Source organism: Nocardiopsis nanhaiensis, from assembly GCF_054778635.1.
The window spans coordinates 20,219-39,413 of sequence record NZ_BAAGZJ010000057.1; the positions used below are offsets into that span (position 1 = coordinate 20,219).

Sequence of the window (19,195 nt, forward strand, 5' to 3'; positions counted from 1 at the left end):
GATAGGGGCGGTTCTCAGCGTGCTGCCGGGGCCGGAGGCCCTGGACCGCTCACTCCGAGACGGTCCACTCGCCGTCCTCGCAGATGGGCGGCTCGTGCACGAACCTCTGTCCGTCCTCGGTCTCCGCCAGGACGTACAGGTCGTCTCGGCACTGGGTGTCGGCGAAGATCGAGAACGGCCACCAGCCCCAGGGCGGATCCGGATCATCCATCGGGGGAGTCATCTGCCGAACCATGCCGGGCTCGACCGCGAAACTGGCGAAGTCCGCCTGTCCCCATTCGGTTTCTGCTTCCGGGTCCTCCTCAGTGGTGACGAGGATCGGCACGTCCAGCCCGTTCCGGACATCGAAGCCAGCTTCCTCGGAAGTACAAGACACCAGTGTCAGAACCATCAGACCAGCGATTCCGGCCGCGGCAGAGCTCTTGGCTCGGGGCGAATTGGCGAGCATCCCTCCACCCTCGCAGCCCGCCACCCGTGCCCTGTACCGGGTCACAGGTCCACCGTCCCACCGCAGCGCCAGTAGCGGGTGCGGTCGTGCTCCATGAAGCCCTCGTCCGTGAGGCTTCGGCGCAGAACCACCAGGTCGGCGCTGAAGCGCCGAAGCACCTCGTTGACCTCGTCCTCTGTGTAGCGCACGCCGGGTTCGAAGGCGCGGGCGACCTGGTCGAGCAGGACGAGGCGGGCCGAACGGCGGACCGGGACGGACGTGATCCGCCCTTGGGGCATGTGGATCCGGAGCACCTCCCGGCGCTCGCTCTCGGTCAGCTCTCTCGGTCCCGGCCCTTCCCGCACCGCGGCCTCCACTGGTCGTTTCCTCAGGCACCCCAGCGCGTTGAGCCCTTGAGTGCCTTGGAGCCCCTCAGCCGTCTGCCCCGGCACCCCGACGGCCCACCGGCAGCATGCCGTGCACGACCATCTCCACCCGGTGCGCCGCCTGGTCCGCGTCGATGGGCTGGAGCGAGTACGACACGATCAGCCGCAGGGTGACATCGGCGACGACCTCGGTGACGGCGGGGTCCACGTCGGGGCAGCGCTCCCCAAGCGTCCACGAGATGCGCTCCCTCAGGGCGTCCAGGAGCGGCGCGGACCTGGTGGTGAGCACGGGCAGGAGCTCGTCGTCCCCGGTGACCACGGCGCGCAGCAGCGGGCTGTCGCGGGCCGCGAGCAGGACCATCCGGGTGGTACGGCTCACCGCGTGCGCGGGATCGTGGCCGTCGGTCTCCAGGACCCGCACCACGGTGTCCAGCAGCGCGTTGACCTCGCGCACCACCACCGCTTGGAGCAGGCCCTCCTTGCTGCCGAAGACGTTGTACAGGGTCTGCCTGGACACCTGGGCGGCTGCGGCGATGTCGACCATCCGGCGCTCGGCCCAGTCCCCCGCCAGCACCTCGGCGTATGCGGCGTCCATCAGCCGCTCGCGTACCCCGGTGCCCTCCCGGGGACGCCTGTGTCCGCTCACGGTTCCCATCCCCCCATCCTCGCATTCGTCCGCCCGGACCGGATCCCCGGACCGGCTTCCTCCCCGGAGCGCGGACCCTTCCGGTTCCCTGTTCGTCCCCGTTCCCGGCCGATACGCACGAACGCGCCCGCGCGCAACCTCTAACACTCTGGTCACGCGAGGGTGCCACTTTGGGCATGTTCGTGCCGGGGAGGGTAGCGTTACCGGCCATGGCGTCCTTTGACGATGATCTGCGGCTGGCCCACGTGCTCGCCGACGCTGCCGACGACATCGCGGTGAAGCGCTTCCGCGCGCTTGACCTGGTGGTCGACACGAAACCGGACCTCACTCCGGTCACCGAAGCCGACCGCATGGTCGAGGAGACCCTGCGCAGCGTGCTCTCCCGCGCCCGCCCCCGCGACGCGGTGGTCGGCGAGGAGTACGGCAAGAGCGGCAACAGCAACCGGGTGTGGGTCATCGACCCCATCGACGGCACCAAGAACTACGTGCGCGGCGTTCCGGTGTGGGCGACCCTCATCGCCCTTCTGGAAGGCGACCGCCCCGTGGTCGGTGTGGTTTCGGCCCCGGCGCTGCACCGTCGCTGGTGGGCCTCGAAGGGGGGCGGCACCTGGACGGGCCGCAGCCTCTCCAAGGCCGCACGCTGCCACGTCTCCAAGGTGACGGAGCTGTCGGACGCCTCGCTGAGCTTCTCCTCCTTGACCGGTTGGGAGGAGCAGGGCCGCCTGGAGTCGTTCATCGGGCTGACCAGGTCGGTGTGGCGGACCCGGGCCTACGGCGACTTCTGGTCGCACGTGATGGTCGCCGAGGGGACCGTCGACATCGCCGCCGAACCCGAACTCTCCCTCTGGGACGCGGCCCCGCTGCCGATCATCCTGGAAGAGGCCGGCGGCCGCGCCACCAACCTGCGCGGCAACGGTTTCGAGGACGGAGGTCCGCTGGTGTGCACCAACGGTGTTCTCCACGACCAGGTGCTCACCTGGCTCAACGGTGGTCCCACACCCCTGCACCGCCCCTGAGCCGAGGAGGACTCGCCCCCTGGGTCGACGAGGATCCCCGCCCCGGTCCGGATCGCCACCACTAAGCAATCACAAAAAGCACTCACGCAAGCACGCTAAGTAGTAGCGTGCGGCGTGTGCTGACCACGACCACCCACCGACGGCGCACCGTGCTCCTCTGCGGTGCGGCCCTCCTCCTGGGCACCGCCACCGCCTGCGGCGAAGGCCACGGCCACAGCCCCCAGCAGCTCAGCGAGATGATCGCCGAGACCGTGCGCGACTCCACTGACTCCGCCGATTCCGCCCTGCCCGGCCTCGGGGTACCCGATACCGCCTTCGACCCCGCCCGCTACGCGTGCGCACCCGCGGTCGACCCGGCAATCCCCGGCAGCTGGCGCAGCGAAGCGCCGCGCGCGGAAGTCGAGGCCGCGGACGAGGACACGGTCGAGCTCGGCCTGTCCGATTCCGAAGGGCAGCATTCCGGCGCCGTTCTGGTCACCGTGATCGACCCCGACGGAGGGACCACCTCGCACGAGGCGGAGCTCGCCGACGGGGAGTGGGCCCACTTGGACTACCCCGACGACTTCGGCTCCGACGGACTCGCCCCCGGGGTGCACACAGTGCTGTGGTCTGACGCCGAGAGCGGAGCGCCCATCACCTGCGACGGCTTCGAGGTCGACTGACACCGGCCGCCCCGGGCCCAGCCTCCGCCGTGCCCGCTCCGCTTCCCACGCGGCACCGGTTCCTCTTGGTTCCCGTCCGTGACACCGCGTGTCCGGGTTCGGCCACCAGAAATTCCGCCCGCAGGCGAACTGAAACCCGCCGCTCCCGCGATGGATCTGTTGTTACCCCGCACACCGCGGGGCCCCGGCACGGTCGTGTGCCGGGGCCGACAGACTCACGGGAAAGGGTTCCATGCTGCGTTCCCTCACCGCCGGGGTCGTGCTGGCCTTCGCCGGCTCCCGCGCCAACGTGGCCCGGACGATCCTGTCCTGCGCGGGCATCGTGGTCGGTGTCGGCGCGCTGATCCTGGTGGTCACCGCCGGCGACCTCGGCCAGCGATACGCCACCGCCTACAGCGAGGCCAACGCGGGCCGTGCCGCGACACTCGAGGTAGTCGCCTTCGACGGCCTCACCGACCTCGACGCGTTCGAGGAAGACCTCGGCAGGGCCGGAGCGCTGGAGACCTCGATCCACAACGGACCGGAGCAGGCCACGCCCCTACGCCAAGGCGACGACATCATCCGGGGCGTGAACGTCGTCGGGGTGGACGTGGCGCTCGAGGACATCCGCCGGATCAACATGACCGAGGGCCGGTGGTTCACCGAAGCCGACCTGGAATCCCGGGCACCGGTGCTGGTCGTCAACGAGGCCCTTGCCGACCACCTCGGCGATCTGGACGACGTCCACATCGGCGCCGAACAGTGGCTGGACACGCGCATCGTCGGTGTCTCACAAGGTTCCACGTTCGACTCACAGCAGTTCAGCGCCTACCTGCTGCGGTCACCCGCCTCCGGGCAGGTGGTCTTCGGCCCTTCGTGGAGCCCCGAGGCGGCCGGGGCACCGGACGGCGGCGTCACCTACCTGGCCCGTGTGGACCCCTCCGACCCCGCCGTGGAGAGCACGTTCGACAACAGCGCGTTCAGCGACCGCCTGGCCTCCGCGAGCTGGCGCTGGAGCATGACCGACCAAGACGAGCTCATGGTCTTCCGCACCGACCACGCGGAACAGACCAACGAGCTCATCGGCTACCTGTCCATGGGCCTGGTCGGGGTTGCTGTGATCACCCTCACCACGGGCCTGCTCGGCGTGCTCAACGTGGGTCTGGTGACCGTGCGGGAACGGCGACGCGAACTCGCCACCTACCGGGCGCTGGGCGCGAGCAGATTCACGCTCTTCGTGGCCGTGGTGATGGAGGCGGTGGTGGTCGCGGTCGTCGCCGGGCTGATCGCTCTGGCCCTTTCCTGGGCACTCGTCGCGGCGGGTGGGGCAGTCATCGGCAGCCTCGTGTGGCTGCCGCCCGACATCACCATGACGGTGCCGCCGACAGCCGCCCTGGTCGGGCTGGGCAGCGCGGCCCTCGTCGGGCTCTTGGCCGGGATCATCCCCGCGATCCGGGCGCTGCGCGCGTCCGTCGTCGCCGGGCTGCGGGAATAGGAGAGATCACGTGAAGAAGTGGATCATCATCGGCGCGGCCCTCACCCTGGTGCTGGGGCTGGTCGGCTCGGGCTACCTCCTGCTGTCCGGCCTGGGCGGGCCGACCGCCGAAGGGGACGAGCCTCTCGACCGGGCCGCGGCGGACGCGGGCGACGGATCGTTCGAGGTGGAACTCGGCACGATCAGTTCCCTGCTGGTACTCGACGCGACCATGCGCTCGGAACCGGGCGAACAGCTCAAGACCCGCGAGGGCGGCTCCGTCACCCACCTGTGGCTGGACGACGGCGCCACCGTCGAGGAAGGCGCGCCCATCCTCAGCCTTTCCGTGCCCTCGGACGGCGGATCGTCCGACCCCTCGGACGGCGGCTCTGAGGCCGATGCCGGGGACGGGGGTTCGGACGAGCCCGGAAGCGAGGAGGTCACCCTTCACGCACCCGGTTCCGGGGAGGTCAGCGGGTTGGACGACCTCCGGGTCGGTGACGTCCTGGCACCGGGCGCGACCGTGGCGACGGTGGCACCGGACGAATTCCGGGCGGTCGCATCGGTCCCCGCGAACGACTTGTACCGGTTCTACGACGAGCCGGACGACATCATGCTCCAGATCGACCAGGGCCCCCCGGCGGACGAGTGCGAGTTCCTCTCCCTCGGAGCCCCGGAAGGGGGTCCGGCTCCGGAACCCGAGCCGGAGGACGACCCCATGGACTTCGAGGAGCCCCCGGCGGACGTCGAAGGGGGCTCGGAGCTGTCCTGCCGGGTTCCCGCGGACCTTGAGGTCTTCGACGGGGTCCAGGGCCAGCTCTCCGTGAGTACCGGCGAGGCCACGGACGTCGTGGTCGCCCCGGTGGCGTCGATCCGCGGCACCTCCGAGGAAGGCGAAGTGATCGTGGTCGGCGACGGCGGTTCCGAGGAGACCCGCGAGGTCGCGCTGGGTCTGTCCGACGGCGAGTTCGTGGAGGTCACCGACGGGCTCAGTGTCGGCGAGAGCATCGTGAACCCGGTGCCGCTCGACCCGCGCTTCGACGTCCCCGGTCAGGTCGAGGACGAGGAAGAACACGACGAGTTCCTCGGGATGGGGGGCTAGATGGCCGTCAACACCCCGTACCCGGCGGCCGTCAACGAGCGGCTGTCCTCTCCCCCGTTGCTGCGGGTGGAGCGCCTGAACCGGCACTTCACGGTCTCGGGAACCCGCATCGACGTGCTGCACGACTGCACGTTCGACGTCGCCCGCGGTGAGGTCGCCGCCATCGTCGGGCAGTCGGGATCGGGCAAGTCCACACTGCTCAACGTCCTGGGCCTACTCGACCAGCCCAGCGGCGGCGACTACACGTTCGACGGCGTCGACACCACTGTTCTACGGGAGGGCCGCAGGGCACGGCTGCGCGGCGCGGGGATCGGGTTCGTGTTTCAGCAGTTCCACCTGTTGGAACGGCGGACCGCCCTGGCCAACGTGGGCGTACCGATGGTACTCGCCGGTGTGCCTCTGCTCAGCCGCCGCAGACGCGCCAAGGAGCTGCTGGAGTCGGTAGGGCTGGGGCACCGGATCCACTCCCAGCCGCACCAGCTCTCCGGCGGTGAACAGCAGCGTGTGGCCCTAGCGCGCGCCCTGAGCCGGGAACCCGCACTGATCCTCGCCGACGAGCCCACGGGCGCCCTGGACGCCGCAAGCAGCACCATGATCATGGACCAGCTGATCGACCAGTCCCGGGTGCGTGACGCCGCCGTCGTGGTGGTGACCCACGACCCCAAGGTGGCGGAGCGGGCCGACCGGGTCGTGGAACTCGTGGAGGGTCGCACGCGCTGATCCGCCCGCAAGGGGAGTCCGTCCTGAGGCGGGCTCCCCGGCCTACCGGGCTTTCCACGGACCGTCCGGGCGCGCAAAAAGGCGCCGGGTGGATTTCTCCACCCGGCGCCTTTTCCTTCTTGGTAGCGGGGACAGGATTTGAACCTGCGACCTCTGGGTTATGAGCCCAGCGAGCTACCGAACTGCTCCACCCCGCGTCGTTGTGATCTCCATTCTAGGGCCTTTCACCCTTGGCGGCAAATCAGTTTCTTGGAGCTAAACCGATCCGGAGATCCACCCGTTTGTACCGGCCAGTTGCCCGACCCGGCTTTCAGCTACTCTACCAGGCTTTCCTTGCGGTCCGTCCCGGCATTCTCACCGCGCACGCACACCGTCTCCGGCCTGCGCCCCCGACTCCCCGCCGAGGCGGATGAACCGGGAAAAACACCGGACCCGGGAGAAATCCCGGGTCCGATCTTGGTAGCGGGGACAGGATTTGAACCTGCGACCTCTGGGTTATGAGCCCAGCGAGCTACCGAACTGCTCCACCCCGCGTTGTTGTGTCTTCAGATTAGCGCGCCTCAGCCGGAAAGCCAAATCGACCGGCGGAGACGTGGCCCACCCCCTGCACCGAGCGCGCCTCGGACGGCCGTTCGGGCCCGCTACTCGTGCGCCACAGGCCCCGCACGACTCCAGATAACCGGAAACGGGGCGGGACCCCGAAGGATCCCGCCCCGTCGCACTCAGCGCCCCGCAGGGGCCCGGTACGGCTACGGACTAGTCGCCCGCGGCCTCCTCAACGGCTTCCAAGGCCTCGCGGAGGCGGTCGTTGGCCTCCTCGCTCGAGTCCTGGGCCTCTTCCCACGCCTCGACGGCCTCGTTGAGGGCGTCGGTCAGTTCGGTGTCGGTACCGCCGTCACCGTCACCGTCGCCCGCGTCAGCATCGGCCTCTTCCGGGTCCTCCTCTTCGGTACCGTCCTCGGTACCCTCACCGTCCGGGTCGGGCAGCGGCTCCTCGCCGCCCTCGAACAGGTTGTTCAGGGCGTCCTGGAGGTTGCTACCGATCGCGACCTCCTCACCGAACCCGACCATGACCTGCTGGAGCAGCGGGAAGGACGCCGCTCCGCCGCCACCGGCCTGCACGTAGAGGGGCTCCACGTAGAGCAGACCGCCGGCGAACGGCAGGGTCAACAGGTTGCCTCGGGTCACCTCGGCCTCGGACTGCTCCAGCGGAAGCAGGACCTCACGCACGTCGGCGTCCGAGTCGAACGCGTTCTGGATCTGGCCAGGACCGAAGATCACCGTGCTCCGGGGAAGCTCCAGGAGCTTCAGCTGCCCGTAATCGTCGGACTCGGGGTTGCTGTCCACCGCCATGAACGCGGCCAGGTTCTCACGGTTGCGCGGGACGAACGTGGACGTCAGCGAGAAGCTGGCCTCGTCAGCACCCGGGTAGTTGATGGTCTGGCGGTAGGGCGGCTCGGGCAGGTCGCCTTCCGCGGTCGGGTCGTCGGGAACCTCCCAGAAGTCCTGACCACCGTAGTAGGCCGCGGCATCCGTGACGTGGTACTCACGCATGATCTCGCGCTGCACCTTGAAGAGGTCGTCCGGATAGCGCACGTGCTGGACGAGCTCTTCACTCATCTCGTCCTGGCCGACGACCGCGCCCGGGAAGGCGTTGTCCCACGTCTGCAGGACGGGATCCTCCTCGTCCCAGGCGTACAGGGTGACGCTGCCGTCATAGGCGTCGACTGTGGCCTTCACCGAGTTCCGGATGTAGTTGACCTCGTTGCCCGGAAGGGCACCGACCTGCTGCGCCGAACCATCGGTGAAGGTGTCGGTCACGGCTTGGGTGAAGTCGATCCGGTTGGCGTACGGGTAGCCGTCGGACGTGGTGTATCCGTCGACGATCCACTGAACGCTGCCGTCGACGACCGCCGGGTAGGGGCGGCTGTCCACGGTCAGGAACGGGGCGACCTTCTCCACACGCTCCAGCGGGTCGCGTTCGTACATGATCCGCGAGTCGCTGGTGATCGCGCTGTTGAGCAGGATGCTCGTTTCCTGGTACTTGATCGCGTACAGGATTCGGTCGAAGAAGTTGTTGAGCGGGACACCGCCCTCGCCGTCGTACCTGTTGTACGCCTGCGAGCCTTCCTCGCCTTCCTCCGCGCCCTCGTCGACGGCCTCGGCGTCCTCTTCCGGGGCCTCTTCGGCACCGTTGTCGCCTTCGGTCGGGGCACGGCCCTCGTCCGCGTCCGGGCTCGCCTCGATGGCGTCCTCGGGAGTCGAGACGTCCTCGGCCTCCTCCTCGGCGTCGAGCGGGTAGTCGTACTCGTCCTCGGCCTGGACGATGACGTACTCGGCGCCCTCGCGGCCGTAGTAGATCCGCGGTTCGTACTCGCCCGTGACCTCGCTCAGCTCACCCCGCGGCGGGATGTTGAACTCGGTGAAGACCGGGCGGCCCTCGTCGTCGATCAGGTTGCCCGCGGCGGCGACCATGCCGTAACCGTGGGTGTAGATCAGGTGACGGTTCAGCCAGTTGTCCTGGTCGTCCGGCGGGCCCTCGAGCTCACGGGCGGCAACGATCGTGTCGACCAGGTTGCCGTCGCTGTCCGGGTAGCGGTCGACCTCCAGCACGTCCGGGAACTCGTAGAACCCACGGACCTGCTGCATCTGCTGGAAGGTCTGCGAGACCACGGAGGGGTCGGCCAGACGGACGCTCGGAATGGTGTCGGCCTCCGCCGCCAGCTCCTGCGGAGTGAGCTCCGTGGTGGCGTCGTAGGTCTCGACTTCCGCGTCCGCGATGCCGTACGCCTCACGCGTGTTCTCGATATTGCGTTCGATGTACGGACTCTCCAGGCGCTGCTCGTTCGGGTCGACCTGGAAGTTCTGGACGATCGCCGGATAGGCCACACCCACGACCAGGCCGGACAGCAGGAGCAGTCCGAGGGACGACACCGGGATCAGCGTGTTCTTGAAGACGATGTTGGCGAAGAAGAGGATCGCGCAGATCACCGAGATGACGGTGAGGATCGTCATCGCGGTCTTCACCGCGTTCACGTCCGTGTAGGAAGCACCGAACGTGTACCCGCGATCGGAGAACACCAGTCCGTAGCGGTCCAGCCAGTAGGACCCTGCGCGCAACAGCACGAAGAGGCCCAGCAGGACCGAGAGGTGCACCCGGGCGGCGGGGGTGGCGCGCTGACCGGAATCGTTCTGCAGCCGCACGCCGCCGTACAGGTAGTGCACGATGACGGCGGCGATGAACGCCAGGATGACGGCCGCGTACAGGTAGCCGAGCAGGACCCGCAGGAACGGGTAGGTGAACGCGAAGAACGCGATGTCCATCCCGAACTCGGGGTCGGCCATCCCGAAGTCGACGCCGTTCACGAACTGCAGGTAGGACCGCCAGTCACCGCTTGCGGCAGCACCGGCCAAGAGCGCCAGGGCACCGACCGCGATCCAGAAGAAGAGCTTGCGGTGCGGGTCGATGGACTCGCGATAGCGGTCCAAGCCCTGCTGTTCCAGGCTCATGGGACGGATACCGGGCCTGGACCGGTAGGCGAAGTAGATACTCGCGCCGACGATGACCGCCATGACGAGCGCTGCTACGGCGAACAGCAGGACTCGGGTCCACAGCTCGGTCAGGAAGACCGAGGTGTAGCCGACGGAGTTGAACCACTTGTAGTCGGTCCAAAAGTTCGCGGCGAGCATCAACCCCGCGATGATGACGACCACGGTCGCCGCGACTGGCGCGAGCAACCTTGATCGACGAGGCATACGCGCAGGTGGTGCGCCGGGCGATCGGAAGCTCACGCCTCCCCCTCGTTCTGGCTTGTTAGGTGCGGTCGGTGCGCGTGATGCGCCTTATTAGGGAAAACTTATTTGGTGGCTGCCGGGTTCCCGAAATCGCCCTCGACCCGGTGACAAGGCTGCATCGTTGGTGTATCGGTGACGTTTCCGGGCGCCACCTTTGCGACCCTACTGGCCGAGAACCGGCACGGCGAGGTTCCCGCATCGGCCACCATGGAAACGTGTCGAACATTCACGAAGCCGTCATGGACCTGGAACGCCACGCCGCGGAGCAGGGGTGGGACCGCCCGCTGGGGCTCTACGCCCTGGTCCCGACCTCGGAGCTGCTGGCCGCCGAGCCCGCTCTCGCGGGCATGCTGGGGATCGACTCCCCGGCCGACCCCGACGAGCTGACCCCGGTCGAGCAGGAGGCGCTGCCCAAGGACGTTCCCTTGGAGGAGGCGCTGGGCCGCATCCTGTGGCCCGAGGGCGTGGCCGGGTGCGCCCTGGTCATGGAGCGCCTGGTGGTGAAGGGGTCGGACGAGACCCTGGCCGCGGGCGAGGACCCGACCGCCACCGGTAAGGAGACCGAGGAGATCCGGATGGTCGCGGCGGTTCTGCGCGACGGATCGCGCCACTGCGCGATGCGGATGCGCAGCCACGACGCTGAGTCCGAGGTGCTCAACGGCCCGGACCTGATCCCGGCGCTGACCTCGGCGCTCGCCCTCACCCTGGACCTGGAGGAGGAGCCTCCCAAGAACGAGGGCTGACCCTCCCCGGCCGAACCGAAGACCCCGCGAACCACCGGACCCCCACGGCCCGTCCCGGCCGCGGGGGTCCACTGTCTTCCGGACGTGCCCCTTACTCACAGCGGGGCAGGTCGTCGCCGTCTTCGCGGATGGTGTCCAGCGCGTCCATCGCGTCAGTAAGGGTCTCGATGCTCACCACTTCGAGGTCGTTGCGCGCTGCGGACTGGGAGACCTGGTCACAGCTTTCGGACGCCACGAAGAAGTACTCGGCCCCGTCGCGTTCGGCGCTGACCATCTTCTGCGGGATACCGCTGACCCCGCCGACCTGGCCGTCCGAGGTGACAGTGCCCGAACCCGCGACGCTGACACCGCCGGTGATGCCCTCCTCGCTGAGCCGGTCGATGATCCCGAGGGCGAACATCATGCCCGCGCTCGGGCCGCCGATCTCACCCACGGCGATGTCGATGTCGACCGGGAAGTCCATGTCGTCGGCGATGAGCACGCCGACCGCCGCGGCGCCGTTCTCGCCCTCGACGGTGTCGAGCTCGACCTCCAGCTCCTCACCGTCGCGGTCCAGAACGAGCTCGACCGGGTCACCGACGTCGCGCTCGGCGACCCGGTCCACCACGTAGGCGCTGCCCACCAGTTCTTCGGGATCGTCTTCGGTGGCGCTCGTGGGCACCGGCCCGCCGTCGACCTCGATGATGAGGTCGCCGGGCTCGACGACGCCGTCGGCGGGCATGTCCTCGACGGTGTCGGCGACCAGCGGGATCGCTTCGTAGGCGAGGTTGACCTGGTTGAGCGCGGCGGCCGTCGCGTCGGTCTGGGAGTCGTTCATCTGGATGGTCTGCCGCTCACTCACCTCCTCAGCCGAACGCCCGGCGGGGAAGAGGAGTTCCTCGGGCAGGACCGCCTGGTCCGGTGACAGCCATGCCGTCACCAGGCTGAGGAGGTCGATCCGGTGTTCGGGTCCGCCCGCGTACTGGACGGTCACCATGGCGAGCGAGCCGTCGTGCACATAGTCGTCGGTGCCCTCGACCCCGATGATGGGCTGGCCGTCCTCCTGGTCCCCCAGCGTGTCCAGGGTGACCCCCGGCGCGGCCACCAGGTAGGGCATGGGCAGGAAACGGCTGCCGTACCCGAGCCCGGCAAGCAGGACGAGAGCGGCGACAAGGGTCATGACACGACGAACCATGCTGCACACCTTAGAGCCCTCCGGAGACCCTCCCGCGCTAGGGCATGCTCGGCGGACACATACCCTGCTGCGCGACGCCCCAGTGGCACTGTCACTACGCATCTCTCAGTCGACAGCCGAACCCCCGAGCGGCCCCGCTGTGCGATGCTGCCGAGCATGCGAGGAAGCGCACAGTAGGGGAACTCCTTCTTCGGCCTTGTGCAGGCACCACCCTCAACGGACACCTACGGCGCAGTACCACCTTCGCGACAGGCAGCATCCACCGAACACGCCCGAGGGCGCATCCGTGCCGCGGTTACCAAGGGGTTCCGCGCCCTACCGCCCAGGGGCGCCGCTCCCAGGGCTCAGGGAGAACCTACCCACTCGTTCTCTCCGCTCTCGAAGGCCTGGTTCTTCCAGATGGGCACCTGGGCCTTGAGGTCGTCGATGAGGCGGCGGCAGGCGGCGAAGGCCTCTTCGCGGTGTTCGGCTCCGGCCGCTACGACCACGGCGATGTCACCGATCTCAAGGTCGCCGACCCTGTGCACGGCGGCCATCCGCACGACCGGCCGGCCCGGGACGGAGGTGTCGGCCAGCACCTTCTCCATGACGGAGCGCAGCCGCGCTTCCACGGTCGGGTGGGCCGAGTAGGAAAGGGCGGAGACGTCCCGGCCGTGGTCGTGGTCGCGCACGGTACCGATGAAGACGGCCGTCCCGCCGACTCTGGCGTCGGTCACCGCCGCCAGGACTTCGTCCACGGACAGGGGCGTGTCGCGTACGGCCGCGAGAGTGATCTGTTCCACGTGCAAACCGTACCAAGCGGCCGTTCGCACGACACTCCTGCACGTGAACGGTGCACATGCCGGGGCGGGTGCACGCGGGGTCCGCGACTCGTCGTGGGCCCCGGACCCCGGACCCGGATCAGCTCTTACCGCGTTTGCGCAGGTGACGAATGGCTGCCGCGGTACCGATGGCCGCGGCGGCTGCACCCGCAGCACCCGCGGCGGTGATCGTGACCTCCTTGCGGCCGACGCTGCGCCCGGCGATCGCGTGCTTGCCGCTCTTGGACTCCAAGAGTGCCCCGAGAACGGACTCGTTGTCGTGGGCGGGCTTCCACCCCGCGTCGTGGAGCGCGCGACAGTCCACGACACACGGGTAGACCAGGAACTTGATCTCGCCCGCGGCGGCCGGGGTGATGCGGGCCTGGTGGAGTCGGCGAACCGCACCGAAGGCCAGGTTGGCGGGGACCTCGAAGTGCTTCATCCCAGCGATGTCCTCCACCTCTCCCTGAGTCAGGGATCCCTCGCTGGCCGCGGCGACCACACCCTTGTCGCCGGTCACGCCATGCAGGGCACAGAACGCCAGCGCGGAGGCCAGGTCTTCCTCGTGGCAGAACTGCCAGTGCTGTTCGTGGCCCTTGACGGTGAGCAGTCGCGGCGCGGAGAAGTGCCGACTCAGGAGCGTGTCCAGCTCCGGCCCCACCAGCGGGGCGGGGCGCACCACCGTGACGGTGAGCCCGGGGTGGGCCCGGCGGGCCCGCTCGGCCAGTTCCTCGATCTCGGCGAAGTCCCCCATCAGGCCTTCGCTGTTGTCCGAGACACGGCTGGCGTTCTCGGCCAGCGGCACCGGGTTGTCCGGGGCAGCGCCGTAGACCATAGTGCTGGTGATGAGAATGACCCGTGGGACGCCTGAGGCGGCAGCGGCGGTGAGGACGGTCTGGGCCGCACGAACGTTGTGCGCGCGGCGCTCCGCGGGTTTGGTGTCGAGGGACCGGTCGTCTGCCGTGTGCACGAGCACGTCGATCCCGTCCAAGCGGGAGACGAGTCCCGGGTCGCAGACATCCGCGATCCGCCAGGTGACCCCGCGCAGGTCAGCGAACTCTTCGTCGATGGCGACGACCTCGCGGGCAGCGATGGAACCTTCTGGAGTGGCCAGGCGTTGCACGAGGAGTCGGCCCACTCCGGAGGCGGCACCGGTGACCGCCACCGCCATGCCCGCCCTATCCGATGGGCTGTGCTCTGGGCGAACCTGGTTGCTTTCGGTATTCACTCCGGGCGACTCCCAGCTAACGTGACAGTGGAGACCAAACCTAATCCTGCCTGAGGTCTGATTGTGAGCGACCTGCCTTTCGGTTTCAGCATGCCGAACGATCCCGATGACGAGTCCGGACGCCGTTCTGGCGACTCCGGCTCGGGTGCCGGCAGCGGCCGCCCGGGCGGGGGGGACTCCGGAATGCCGGACGGCTTCCCGTTCGGCGATCCGCAACAGATGGCCAACATGCTCCGCCAGTTCGCGGACATGATGTCGTCCCAGCCCACCCCCGGTGTTCCCGAGGAGGGCAAGACCTCCTCGACGTCCGGCATCAACTGGGACATGGCCAAGAACATCGCGCGGCACACGGTGTCCCAGCAAGGGGACCCAAGTGTGCCGCCCGCCGACTACGCACGGATCGAGGAGGCCCTACGCCTCGCCGACCTGTGGCTCGACCAGGCTACCGACCTGCCCTCGGGGCTCCAGACCGCCCAGGCCTGGAGCCGGTCGGAGTGGATCGAGAAGACGATGGACTCGTGGGCGCAGTTGTGCGACCCGCTGACCGCCAAGACCGTCCAGGCCATGGGGCAGAACCTGCCCGAGGAGATGGCCTCCGTCGCCGGTCCGCTGCTGGGCATGATCCAGCAGATGGGCGGCATGATGGTCGGCCAGCAGGCCGGTCAGGCCATCGGTGAACTCGCCCAGGAAGTGATCGGTACCACCGACATCGGCCTGACCCTCGCCGGAGAGGGCAACGCCGCGCTGCTGCCCTCGGGTGTGGCCCGCTTCAGCGAGGGCCTGGAGATCCCCGACGACGAGGTCCGGTTGTACCTGGCCGCTCGTGAGGCCGCCGTGCACCGCCTCTACTCGCACGTGCCGTGGCTGCGCTCGCACGTGTCCCGCCTCGTCGAGGAGTACGCGGCCGGAATGTCCTTCGACGTCAGCGGACTCGAGGACAAGCTCGGTGAGATCGATATCTCCAACCCCGAGGCGTTGCAGGAGGTCATGTCGGGCGGGATGGGCCCCGAGGGCCTGCTCCAGCCGGAGGACACCCCGCAGCAGAAGGCGGCGCTGGCACGTCTGGAGACCACCCTCGCCCTGATCGAGGGCTGGGTGGCGACCGTGGTGTCGTCGGCCGTGTCCGACCGCCTGCCACAGGCCGGAGCGCTCGCCGAGACCACCCGCCGCCGCCGTGCCACCGGTGGCCCCGCCGAACACACCTTCGCCGCCCTGGTCGGCCTGGAGCTGCGCCCGCGCCGCCTGCGCGAGGCCGGTGCGCTGTGGTCCGCTTTGGAGGAGGCCCGTGGTGTGGAGGGCCGGGACGCCGTGTGGCAGCACCCCGACCTGATGCCCACCGGTGACGACCTCGACGACCCGGACGCCTTCGTGCACGGGCGGAGCGAGTTCGAGGGTGCGGACTTCGACATCTCGTCGCTGACCGAACCCGACGGCTCGGAGAAGCCCAAGCCCGGCGAGGAGACCGGCGAGGACGAGGACAAGGACGGCAAGTAGGTGACTCTGCACGCGGACGCCCGGGCGGTGCTGGGCGCGTGGCCCGCGCCCGACGAGGGGCAGGAGCGGCTGCGCGACTCCTATGTGAAGCACCTCGACGCACACGCCGACGGCATGTGGCGCGAGTGCCTGCCCGGCCACCTGACCGCGAGCTCGGCGATCATCTCGGCCGACGGTTCCAAGGTGGCCCTGGTCCTACACCGCGTCCACAGGATGTGGTTGCAGACCGGTGGCCACTGCGAGGCCGAGGACGCCACTCTGGGCGGTGCCGCGCTGCGCGAGGCCACCGAGGAGTCGGGGATCTCCGGACTCACCGTGCTCCCAGCCCCCGTACGGCTGGACCGCCACGCGGTGCCGTGCGGTGGCGGCAGCTTCCACCTGGACGTGCAGTACGCGGCCCACGCCCCGGCCGACGCGGTGCTGGTCCGGGACCCGGACGAGTCCGCAGACCTGGGTTGGTTCCCGGTCGATGACCTCCCTGAGCCCACGGACGACTCCGTGCGCGACTTGGTCAGGTCGGCGGCGGCCGCTGTGCGCGCCGCCGGTGCCCCTTCGAGGTCCGCGCCGTGTCCCTGATCACCGTCTTCGGCATGCTCGGCGGTCTGACCGTCGTCCTGGTCGCCCGCCGGGGCAAGAAGGCCATGGAGAAGCTCATCGCCGACGAGCTGGCCGGGCGTGCCGGCCCACGGGAGATCGCCCAGGCGCGTGTGGAACAGAAGCGGCGCTCCGTGCTCTTGGTCCAGGCGATCTGCGGTTTCGTGGCCGTACTGCTGGTGGCGGTGCTGGGTCGGGCCGCGGTGTCCGGCGACTGGGGCGGCATGACGGCCTACTACGCCGCCATCTTCAGTGTCGTGCTCGTGGTGAGCGGAATCGCCCTGCGACAGGTCGGCAAGGACCTCACGCGCGCCCGGGAGAGGCTCGACCAGCTCAACTCCTGACCCCGACCGGTTCACTGATCACCTACTCCGAGTCCCGCGCCAACTACGCGGCCACCATGGACGCGGTCGTGAATGTCCGCGAGGAGGTCATCATTACCAGAGCCGGACACGAGCCCGCGGTGATGATGTCCCTGGCCAAGTACGAATCCATCAGAGAGCGCCTACCTACTCCGCAGCCCGGAGAACGCTCGGCGCCTGGTCGATGCCATCGAGCAGCTCGAGTCCGGCCACGGGATTGAGCGGGGTCTCGCTGAATGAAGCTCGTCTGGGCGGAACACGCCTCGGGGGACTACGTCTGGTGGCAGGGGCAGGACCGCAAGGTCCTGAAGCGCCTCGACGCGCTGCTCAAGGACATAAGCCGACACGGCAACGAGGGAATGGGGAAACCCGAGCCGCTACGCCACTGTTTCCATGGCTACCGGTCACGGCGGATCACCGACGAGCACCGTCTCGTCTACCGGGTCCGCGAAGATGAGATCCGCATCGTGTCCTGCCCTTACCACTACGGGAAGTAGGCGCGCCCGACCGGTCACTCCTCGAAGGCGATCTCGTCGGCCTCGAGTGCCTCGTCCTCGGCGTGGTCGCACGTCTCGGACCGGCTGCCCGCGCTGAATCCCTCGAGGTAGCCGCGGGCGCGGTCGGCCTTGGGGTAGCGGCGGACCAGGTCCCAGAAGTCCCGGCCGTGGTGCGGGATGTGCAGGTGCGCGAGTTCATGGACCAGGACGTAGTCCACCACCCAGGCCGGCATTCCGGCGACGCGCCGGGAGATCCGGATGCTTCGGGTGTCCGGCGTGCAGGAGCCCCAGCGGGAATTCTGGTTGTCGACCCAGCGGACGCTGTCGGGGAGGAAGCTGCCGTCCAGGTAGCGCTCGGCCAGTTCGACCGCGCGTTCGTGGAGTTCACGGTCGCCCGGGCGGCGGCGTCCTTCGCGGGCCTCGAGTTTTTGCAGCATCTGATCCACCCAGCGCTTTTCCTCTGCGCGGGAGAACGTCGCGGGCACGAGGACGACCGTGGTGTCCCCGTCCCGGTAGGCCGACACGGTACGCCGACGACGAGGACTGCGTCGTACCTCGATTTTGGTGTTCGAGGGCACGAACTTTACGGTATCCGAGGGAGGCGCATCCGAACAGGTGTGGCTTGACCCGTTATGCCAGAGGTACGACACGATGTCCGTCTACGGCCCCCGAGGCGCGAATCGCCTGTCCATGGCGGGTTCAGCTCTGGCCAGGGCGACTTTTCGGCCGGTGACGGAAGACACATCGCGCCGATCCTCGGAGCCCCCACGTGAATTTGGTTATGAAAATGATACCGGGCGGCGCTCCCGTGGGGGAGGCCGCCCGGCCTCGTAGTTCGACCGGCTACGCCCGGATGACGGTTCAGTCGGGTGGGCCACCGGCTCGGCCCTGACCGCTCAGGGCGTTCCGGTACTGCTCACCGTCGGTCAACATAGCCGGGACCACGCGATTTCCATGATCGCCTGCTCCGCACGACGGTCCTCGCGCTGGCGAGCTCGAAGCTGCCGGGCACCAAGCCTTCTCACCTGTCGCTCCTTCGGCTCGTCCGTCGACCGCTCCACCATCTGCATCAGTTCCTGCATCATCGCTCTAAGAGTCCTTCTCGCTGGTTCGTGTGTGGGACTGCTCGACCGGGTCAGGGGTCAGGCCGCGACCGGGGCGGGGTGCTTCCTGGGGCGGCCACGGGGGCGCTTGCGCGCCACGACCTGCCCGGAGACGAGCAGCTGCCCGCCCCAGACCCCCCACGGCTCACGCCGCTCGAGCGCGTCCGCCAGGCACTGCTCCTTGATCGGGCAGGCTCCGCAGATCGCCTTGGCCTGCTCAACTTCGGCGGGGGCCTCCGCGAAGAACAGGTCCGGCTCCGCACGGCAGGGAATGTCGACCTCGCCCAGGTTGGGCGTTTCCAGGACCGACGCAAGCATCGGTGCCCTCCAAGATCTTTGATCGTTCGTACAACGCGGTCGGTGTTCAGTCACCGGATCCAGTCCGGTGCGGGACCTGGACTTGCGATGCCGCCGCTACTGCCCTCGTCTCTGGGAGACGGGAAGCCAACGGAGATACAAAGAAAGCCGCGGCCCCTTTTCTGGGGTCCGCGGCCACGGTCGGAACTCTCGGCCTAGTGTTGCCCTAGGCCGGAATCTTCCGTGGACACTCCCCCAGTGCGCCATACCAGCGCGGGGTTTCGTGCGATGCCTGGTCGAAGCCACCGTTGAGCTTGCCTCGATCAAGGGCAGGCTCGGACTCGTGGCGCAGGCCACCGAGAGCACCGGCTTCGGACACACCGCTCCCCATGGCCGACACACCAGCCCTGATGAGCTGGACGGCGTCGGCGGCGGCATTGCCACTTCCGGTGTTCAAACGGTTGCCAACGGTGGCGACCTTGATGGTGCTACCGCTCAGGGCGATGCCCGAAGCGACGCGCGGCGAGAACAGCTGCCAGGCAGCGATACCGGTGGTTTCCGTGTTCTTCGTGGTCATTGGATCGGGCACCTCCTTCAGAGTCGGGCACAGGGTCTTGCACCTGTACCGAGAGCGGTCATTGCGACGGTGTACACACTACGGACCGCCCCACAAGTCGGCAACCTATTTTTGACCTG

The 19,195-nt window shown here is 68.6% G+C and carries 21 protein-coding genes, 2 tRNA genes and 1 pseudogene; 11 read left to right on the forward strand and 13 right to left on the reverse strand.

What is annotated here, in order from left to right; genetic code table 11:
• Positions 1–49: 49 nt before the first annotated feature.
• From ACYVD1_RS23610 to ACYVD1_RS23620, 3 genes are all read right to left on the reverse strand, one after another.
• Positions 50–376, reverse strand: a complete 327-nt coding sequence (locus ACYVD1_RS23610) for a hypothetical protein (protein WP_460776672.1) — start codon at positions 374–376, stop codon at positions 50–52.
• Between the two features lie 113 nt (positions 377–489).
• Positions 490–792, reverse strand: a complete 303-nt coding sequence (locus ACYVD1_RS23615) for a DUF2087 domain-containing protein (protein ID WP_460776695.1) — start codon at positions 790–792, stop codon at positions 490–492.
• 67 nt (positions 793–859) lie between these two features.
• Positions 860–1,468: a TetR family transcriptional regulator gene (locus ACYVD1_RS23620; protein ID WP_460776673.1), complete on the reverse strand. Its 609-nt coding sequence runs from the start codon at positions 1,466–1,468 to the stop codon at positions 860–862.
• Positions 1,469–1,668: 200 nt separating this feature from the next.
• On the opposite strand from ACYVD1_RS23620, the gene hisN reads away from it, so the two are divergent.
• The 5 genes from hisN (at position 1,669) to ACYVD1_RS23645 (ending at position 6,412) form a co-directional block, all read left to right on the forward strand.
• The gene (hisN, locus tag ACYVD1_RS23625) at positions 1,669–2,475 is read left to right on the forward strand and encodes a histidinol-phosphatase (protein WP_460776674.1); all 807 of its coding nucleotides are present in this window, start codon (positions 1,669–1,671) and stop codon (positions 2,473–2,475) included.
• Between the two features lie 116 nt (positions 2,476–2,591).
• Complete coding sequence (locus ACYVD1_RS23630) at positions 2,592–3,137, forward strand: hypothetical protein (RefSeq protein WP_460776675.1); 546 nt, start codon at positions 2,592–2,594, stop codon at positions 3,135–3,137.
• Positions 3,138–3,369: 232 nt separating this feature from the next.
• Entirely contained in the window at positions 3,370–4,611 is a 1,242-nt protein-coding gene (locus ACYVD1_RS23635; RefSeq protein ID WP_460776676.1) for an ABC transporter permease, read from the forward strand.
• 10 nt (positions 4,612–4,621) lie between these two features.
• Entirely contained in the window at positions 4,622–5,692 is a 1,071-nt protein-coding gene (locus ACYVD1_RS23640; RefSeq protein ID WP_460776677.1) for an HlyD family efflux transporter periplasmic adaptor subunit, read from the forward strand.
• Positions 5,693–6,412, forward strand: coding sequence for an ABC transporter ATP-binding protein (locus ACYVD1_RS23645; protein WP_460776678.1), 720 nt, complete (start codon positions 5,693–5,695; stop codon positions 6,410–6,412). It begins immediately after the preceding gene.
• A gap of 120 nt (positions 6,413–6,532) precedes the next feature.
• Here ACYVD1_RS23645 and ACYVD1_RS23650 read toward each other — a convergent pair.
• From ACYVD1_RS23650 to ACYVD1_RS23660, 3 genes are all read right to left on the reverse strand, one after another.
• Positions 6,533–6,609: transfer RNA gene (locus ACYVD1_RS23650), tRNA-Met, on the reverse strand.
• Between the two features lie 260 nt (positions 6,610–6,869).
• Positions 6,870–6,946, reverse strand: a tRNA-Met gene (locus ACYVD1_RS23655).
• A 222-nt stretch (positions 6,947–7,168) separates the two neighbouring features.
• Entirely contained in the window at positions 7,169–10,126 is a 2,958-nt protein-coding gene (locus ACYVD1_RS23660) for a UPF0182 family membrane protein (RefSeq protein ID WP_460776696.1), read from the reverse strand.
• 296 nt (positions 10,127–10,422) lie between these two features.
• On the opposite strand from ACYVD1_RS23660, the gene ACYVD1_RS23665 reads away from it, so the two are divergent.
• Positions 10,423–10,950 (forward strand): PPA1309 family protein, encoded by a 528-nt coding sequence (locus tag ACYVD1_RS23665; protein ID WP_460776679.1) that lies wholly within the window; start codon positions 10,423–10,425, stop codon positions 10,948–10,950.
• Between the two features lie 91 nt (positions 10,951–11,041).
• Here ACYVD1_RS23665 and ACYVD1_RS23670 read toward each other — a convergent pair whose 3' ends face one another.
• From ACYVD1_RS23670 to ACYVD1_RS23680, 3 genes are all read right to left on the reverse strand, one after another.
• Entirely contained in the window at positions 11,042–12,109 is a 1,068-nt protein-coding gene (locus ACYVD1_RS23670; protein WP_460776697.1) for a YlbL family protein, read from the reverse strand.
• A gap of 359 nt (positions 12,110–12,468) precedes the next feature.
• On the reverse strand, positions 12,469–12,906 hold the full coding sequence (locus ACYVD1_RS23675; RefSeq protein ID WP_460776680.1) for a molybdenum cofactor biosynthesis protein MoaE: 438 nt from the start codon (positions 12,904–12,906) through the stop codon (positions 12,469–12,471).
• Between the two features lie 118 nt (positions 12,907–13,024).
• On the reverse strand, positions 13,025–14,095 hold the full coding sequence (locus ACYVD1_RS23680; RefSeq protein WP_460776681.1) for an NAD-dependent epimerase/dehydratase family protein: 1,071 nt from the start codon (positions 14,093–14,095) through the stop codon (positions 13,025–13,027).
• A 120-nt stretch (positions 14,096–14,215) separates the two neighbouring features.
• Between ACYVD1_RS23680 and ACYVD1_RS23685 the strand changes: the two genes are divergently transcribed.
• From ACYVD1_RS23685 to ACYVD1_RS23705, 5 genes and pseudogenes are all read left to right on the forward strand, one after another.
• Complete coding sequence (locus tag ACYVD1_RS23685; RefSeq protein WP_460752546.1) at positions 14,216–15,646, forward strand: zinc-dependent metalloprotease; 1,431 nt, start codon at positions 14,216–14,218, stop codon at positions 15,644–15,646.
• Positions 15,647–16,222, forward strand: a complete 576-nt coding sequence (locus tag ACYVD1_RS23690; protein WP_460776682.1) for an NUDIX hydrolase — start codon at positions 15,647–15,649, stop codon at positions 16,220–16,222.
• Complete coding sequence (locus ACYVD1_RS23695) at positions 16,213–16,584, forward strand: hypothetical protein (RefSeq protein ID WP_460776683.1); 372 nt, start codon at positions 16,213–16,215, stop codon at positions 16,582–16,584. Before ACYVD1_RS23690 ends, ACYVD1_RS23695 begins: the two co-directional genes overlap by 10 nt.
• A 56-nt stretch (positions 16,585–16,640) precedes the next feature.
• A pseudogene (locus tag ACYVD1_RS23700) lies at positions 16,641–16,842 on the forward strand (type II toxin-antitoxin system prevent-host-death family antitoxin).
• The gene (locus tag ACYVD1_RS23705; protein ID WP_460776684.1) at positions 16,839–17,099 is read left to right on the forward strand and encodes a Txe/YoeB family addiction module toxin; all 261 of its coding nucleotides are present in this window, start codon (positions 16,839–16,841) and stop codon (positions 17,097–17,099) included. The pseudogene ACYVD1_RS23700 and the gene ACYVD1_RS23705 overlap by 4 nt, the downstream one beginning before the upstream one ends.
• A gap of 14 nt (positions 17,100–17,113) precedes the next feature.
• Here ACYVD1_RS23705 and ACYVD1_RS23710 read toward each other — a convergent pair whose 3' ends face one another.
• From ACYVD1_RS23710 to ACYVD1_RS23725, 4 genes are all read right to left on the reverse strand, one after another.
• Positions 17,114–17,677, reverse strand: coding sequence for a M48 metallopeptidase family protein (locus ACYVD1_RS23710; RefSeq protein WP_460776685.1), 564 nt, complete (start codon positions 17,675–17,677; stop codon positions 17,114–17,116).
• Between the two features lie 348 nt (positions 17,678–18,025).
• On the reverse strand, positions 18,026–18,184 hold the full coding sequence (locus ACYVD1_RS23715) for a hypothetical protein (protein ID WP_460752525.1): 159 nt from the start codon (positions 18,182–18,184) through the stop codon (positions 18,026–18,028).
• A gap of 57 nt (positions 18,185–18,241) precedes the next feature.
• Complete coding sequence (locus tag ACYVD1_RS23720) at positions 18,242–18,520, reverse strand: WhiB family transcriptional regulator (RefSeq protein ID WP_460752522.1); 279 nt, start codon at positions 18,518–18,520, stop codon at positions 18,242–18,244.
• Positions 18,521–18,725: 205 nt separating this feature from the next.
• Positions 18,726–19,076 carry a hypothetical protein gene (locus tag ACYVD1_RS23725; RefSeq protein ID WP_460776686.1) on the reverse strand — a complete coding sequence of 117 codons (351 nt, stop codon included), beginning with the start codon at positions 19,074–19,076 and terminating at the stop codon, positions 18,726–18,728.
• Positions 19,077–19,195: the final 119 nt, after the last annotated feature.

Excerpts from the sequence above, each read along its gene's own strand:
- ACYVD1_RS23620 (WP_460776673.1), bottom strand. The coding sequence starts at position 1,468 with ATGGGAACCGTGAGCGGACACAGGCGTCCCCGGGAGGGCACCGGGGTA.
- hisN (WP_460776674.1), top strand. The coding sequence starts at position 1,669 with ATGGCGTCCTTTGACGATGATCTGCGGCTGGCCCACGTGCTCGCCGAC.
- ACYVD1_RS23635 (WP_460776676.1), top strand. The coding sequence starts at position 3,370 with ATGCTGCGTTCCCTCACCGCCGGGGTCGTGCTGGCCTTCGCCGGCTCC.
- ACYVD1_RS23645 (WP_460776678.1), top strand. The coding sequence starts at position 5,693 with ATGGCCGTCAACACCCCGTACCCGGCGGCCGTCAACGAGCGGCTGTCC.
- ACYVD1_RS23670 (WP_460776697.1), bottom strand. The coding sequence starts at position 12,109 with ATGACCCTTGTCGCCGCTCTCGTCCTGCTTGCCGGGCTCGGGTACGGC.
- ACYVD1_RS23680 (WP_460776681.1), bottom strand. The coding sequence starts at position 14,095 with ATGGCGGTGGCGGTCACCGGTGCCGCCTCCGGAGTGGGCCGACTCCTC.
- ACYVD1_RS23705 (WP_460776684.1), top strand. The coding sequence starts at position 16,839 with ATGAAGCTCGTCTGGGCGGAACACGCCTCGGGGGACTACGTCTGGTGG.
- ACYVD1_RS23715 (WP_460752525.1), bottom strand. The coding sequence starts at position 18,184 with ATGATGCAGGAACTGATGCAGATGGTGGAGCGGTCGACGGACGAGCCG.
- ACYVD1_RS23720 (WP_460752522.1), bottom strand. The coding sequence starts at position 18,520 with ATGCTTGCGTCGGTCCTGGAAACGCCCAACCTGGGCGAGGTCGACATT.
- ACYVD1_RS23725 (WP_460776686.1), bottom strand. The coding sequence starts at position 19,076 with ATGACCACGAAGAACACGGAAACCACCGGTATCGCTGCCTGGCAGCTG.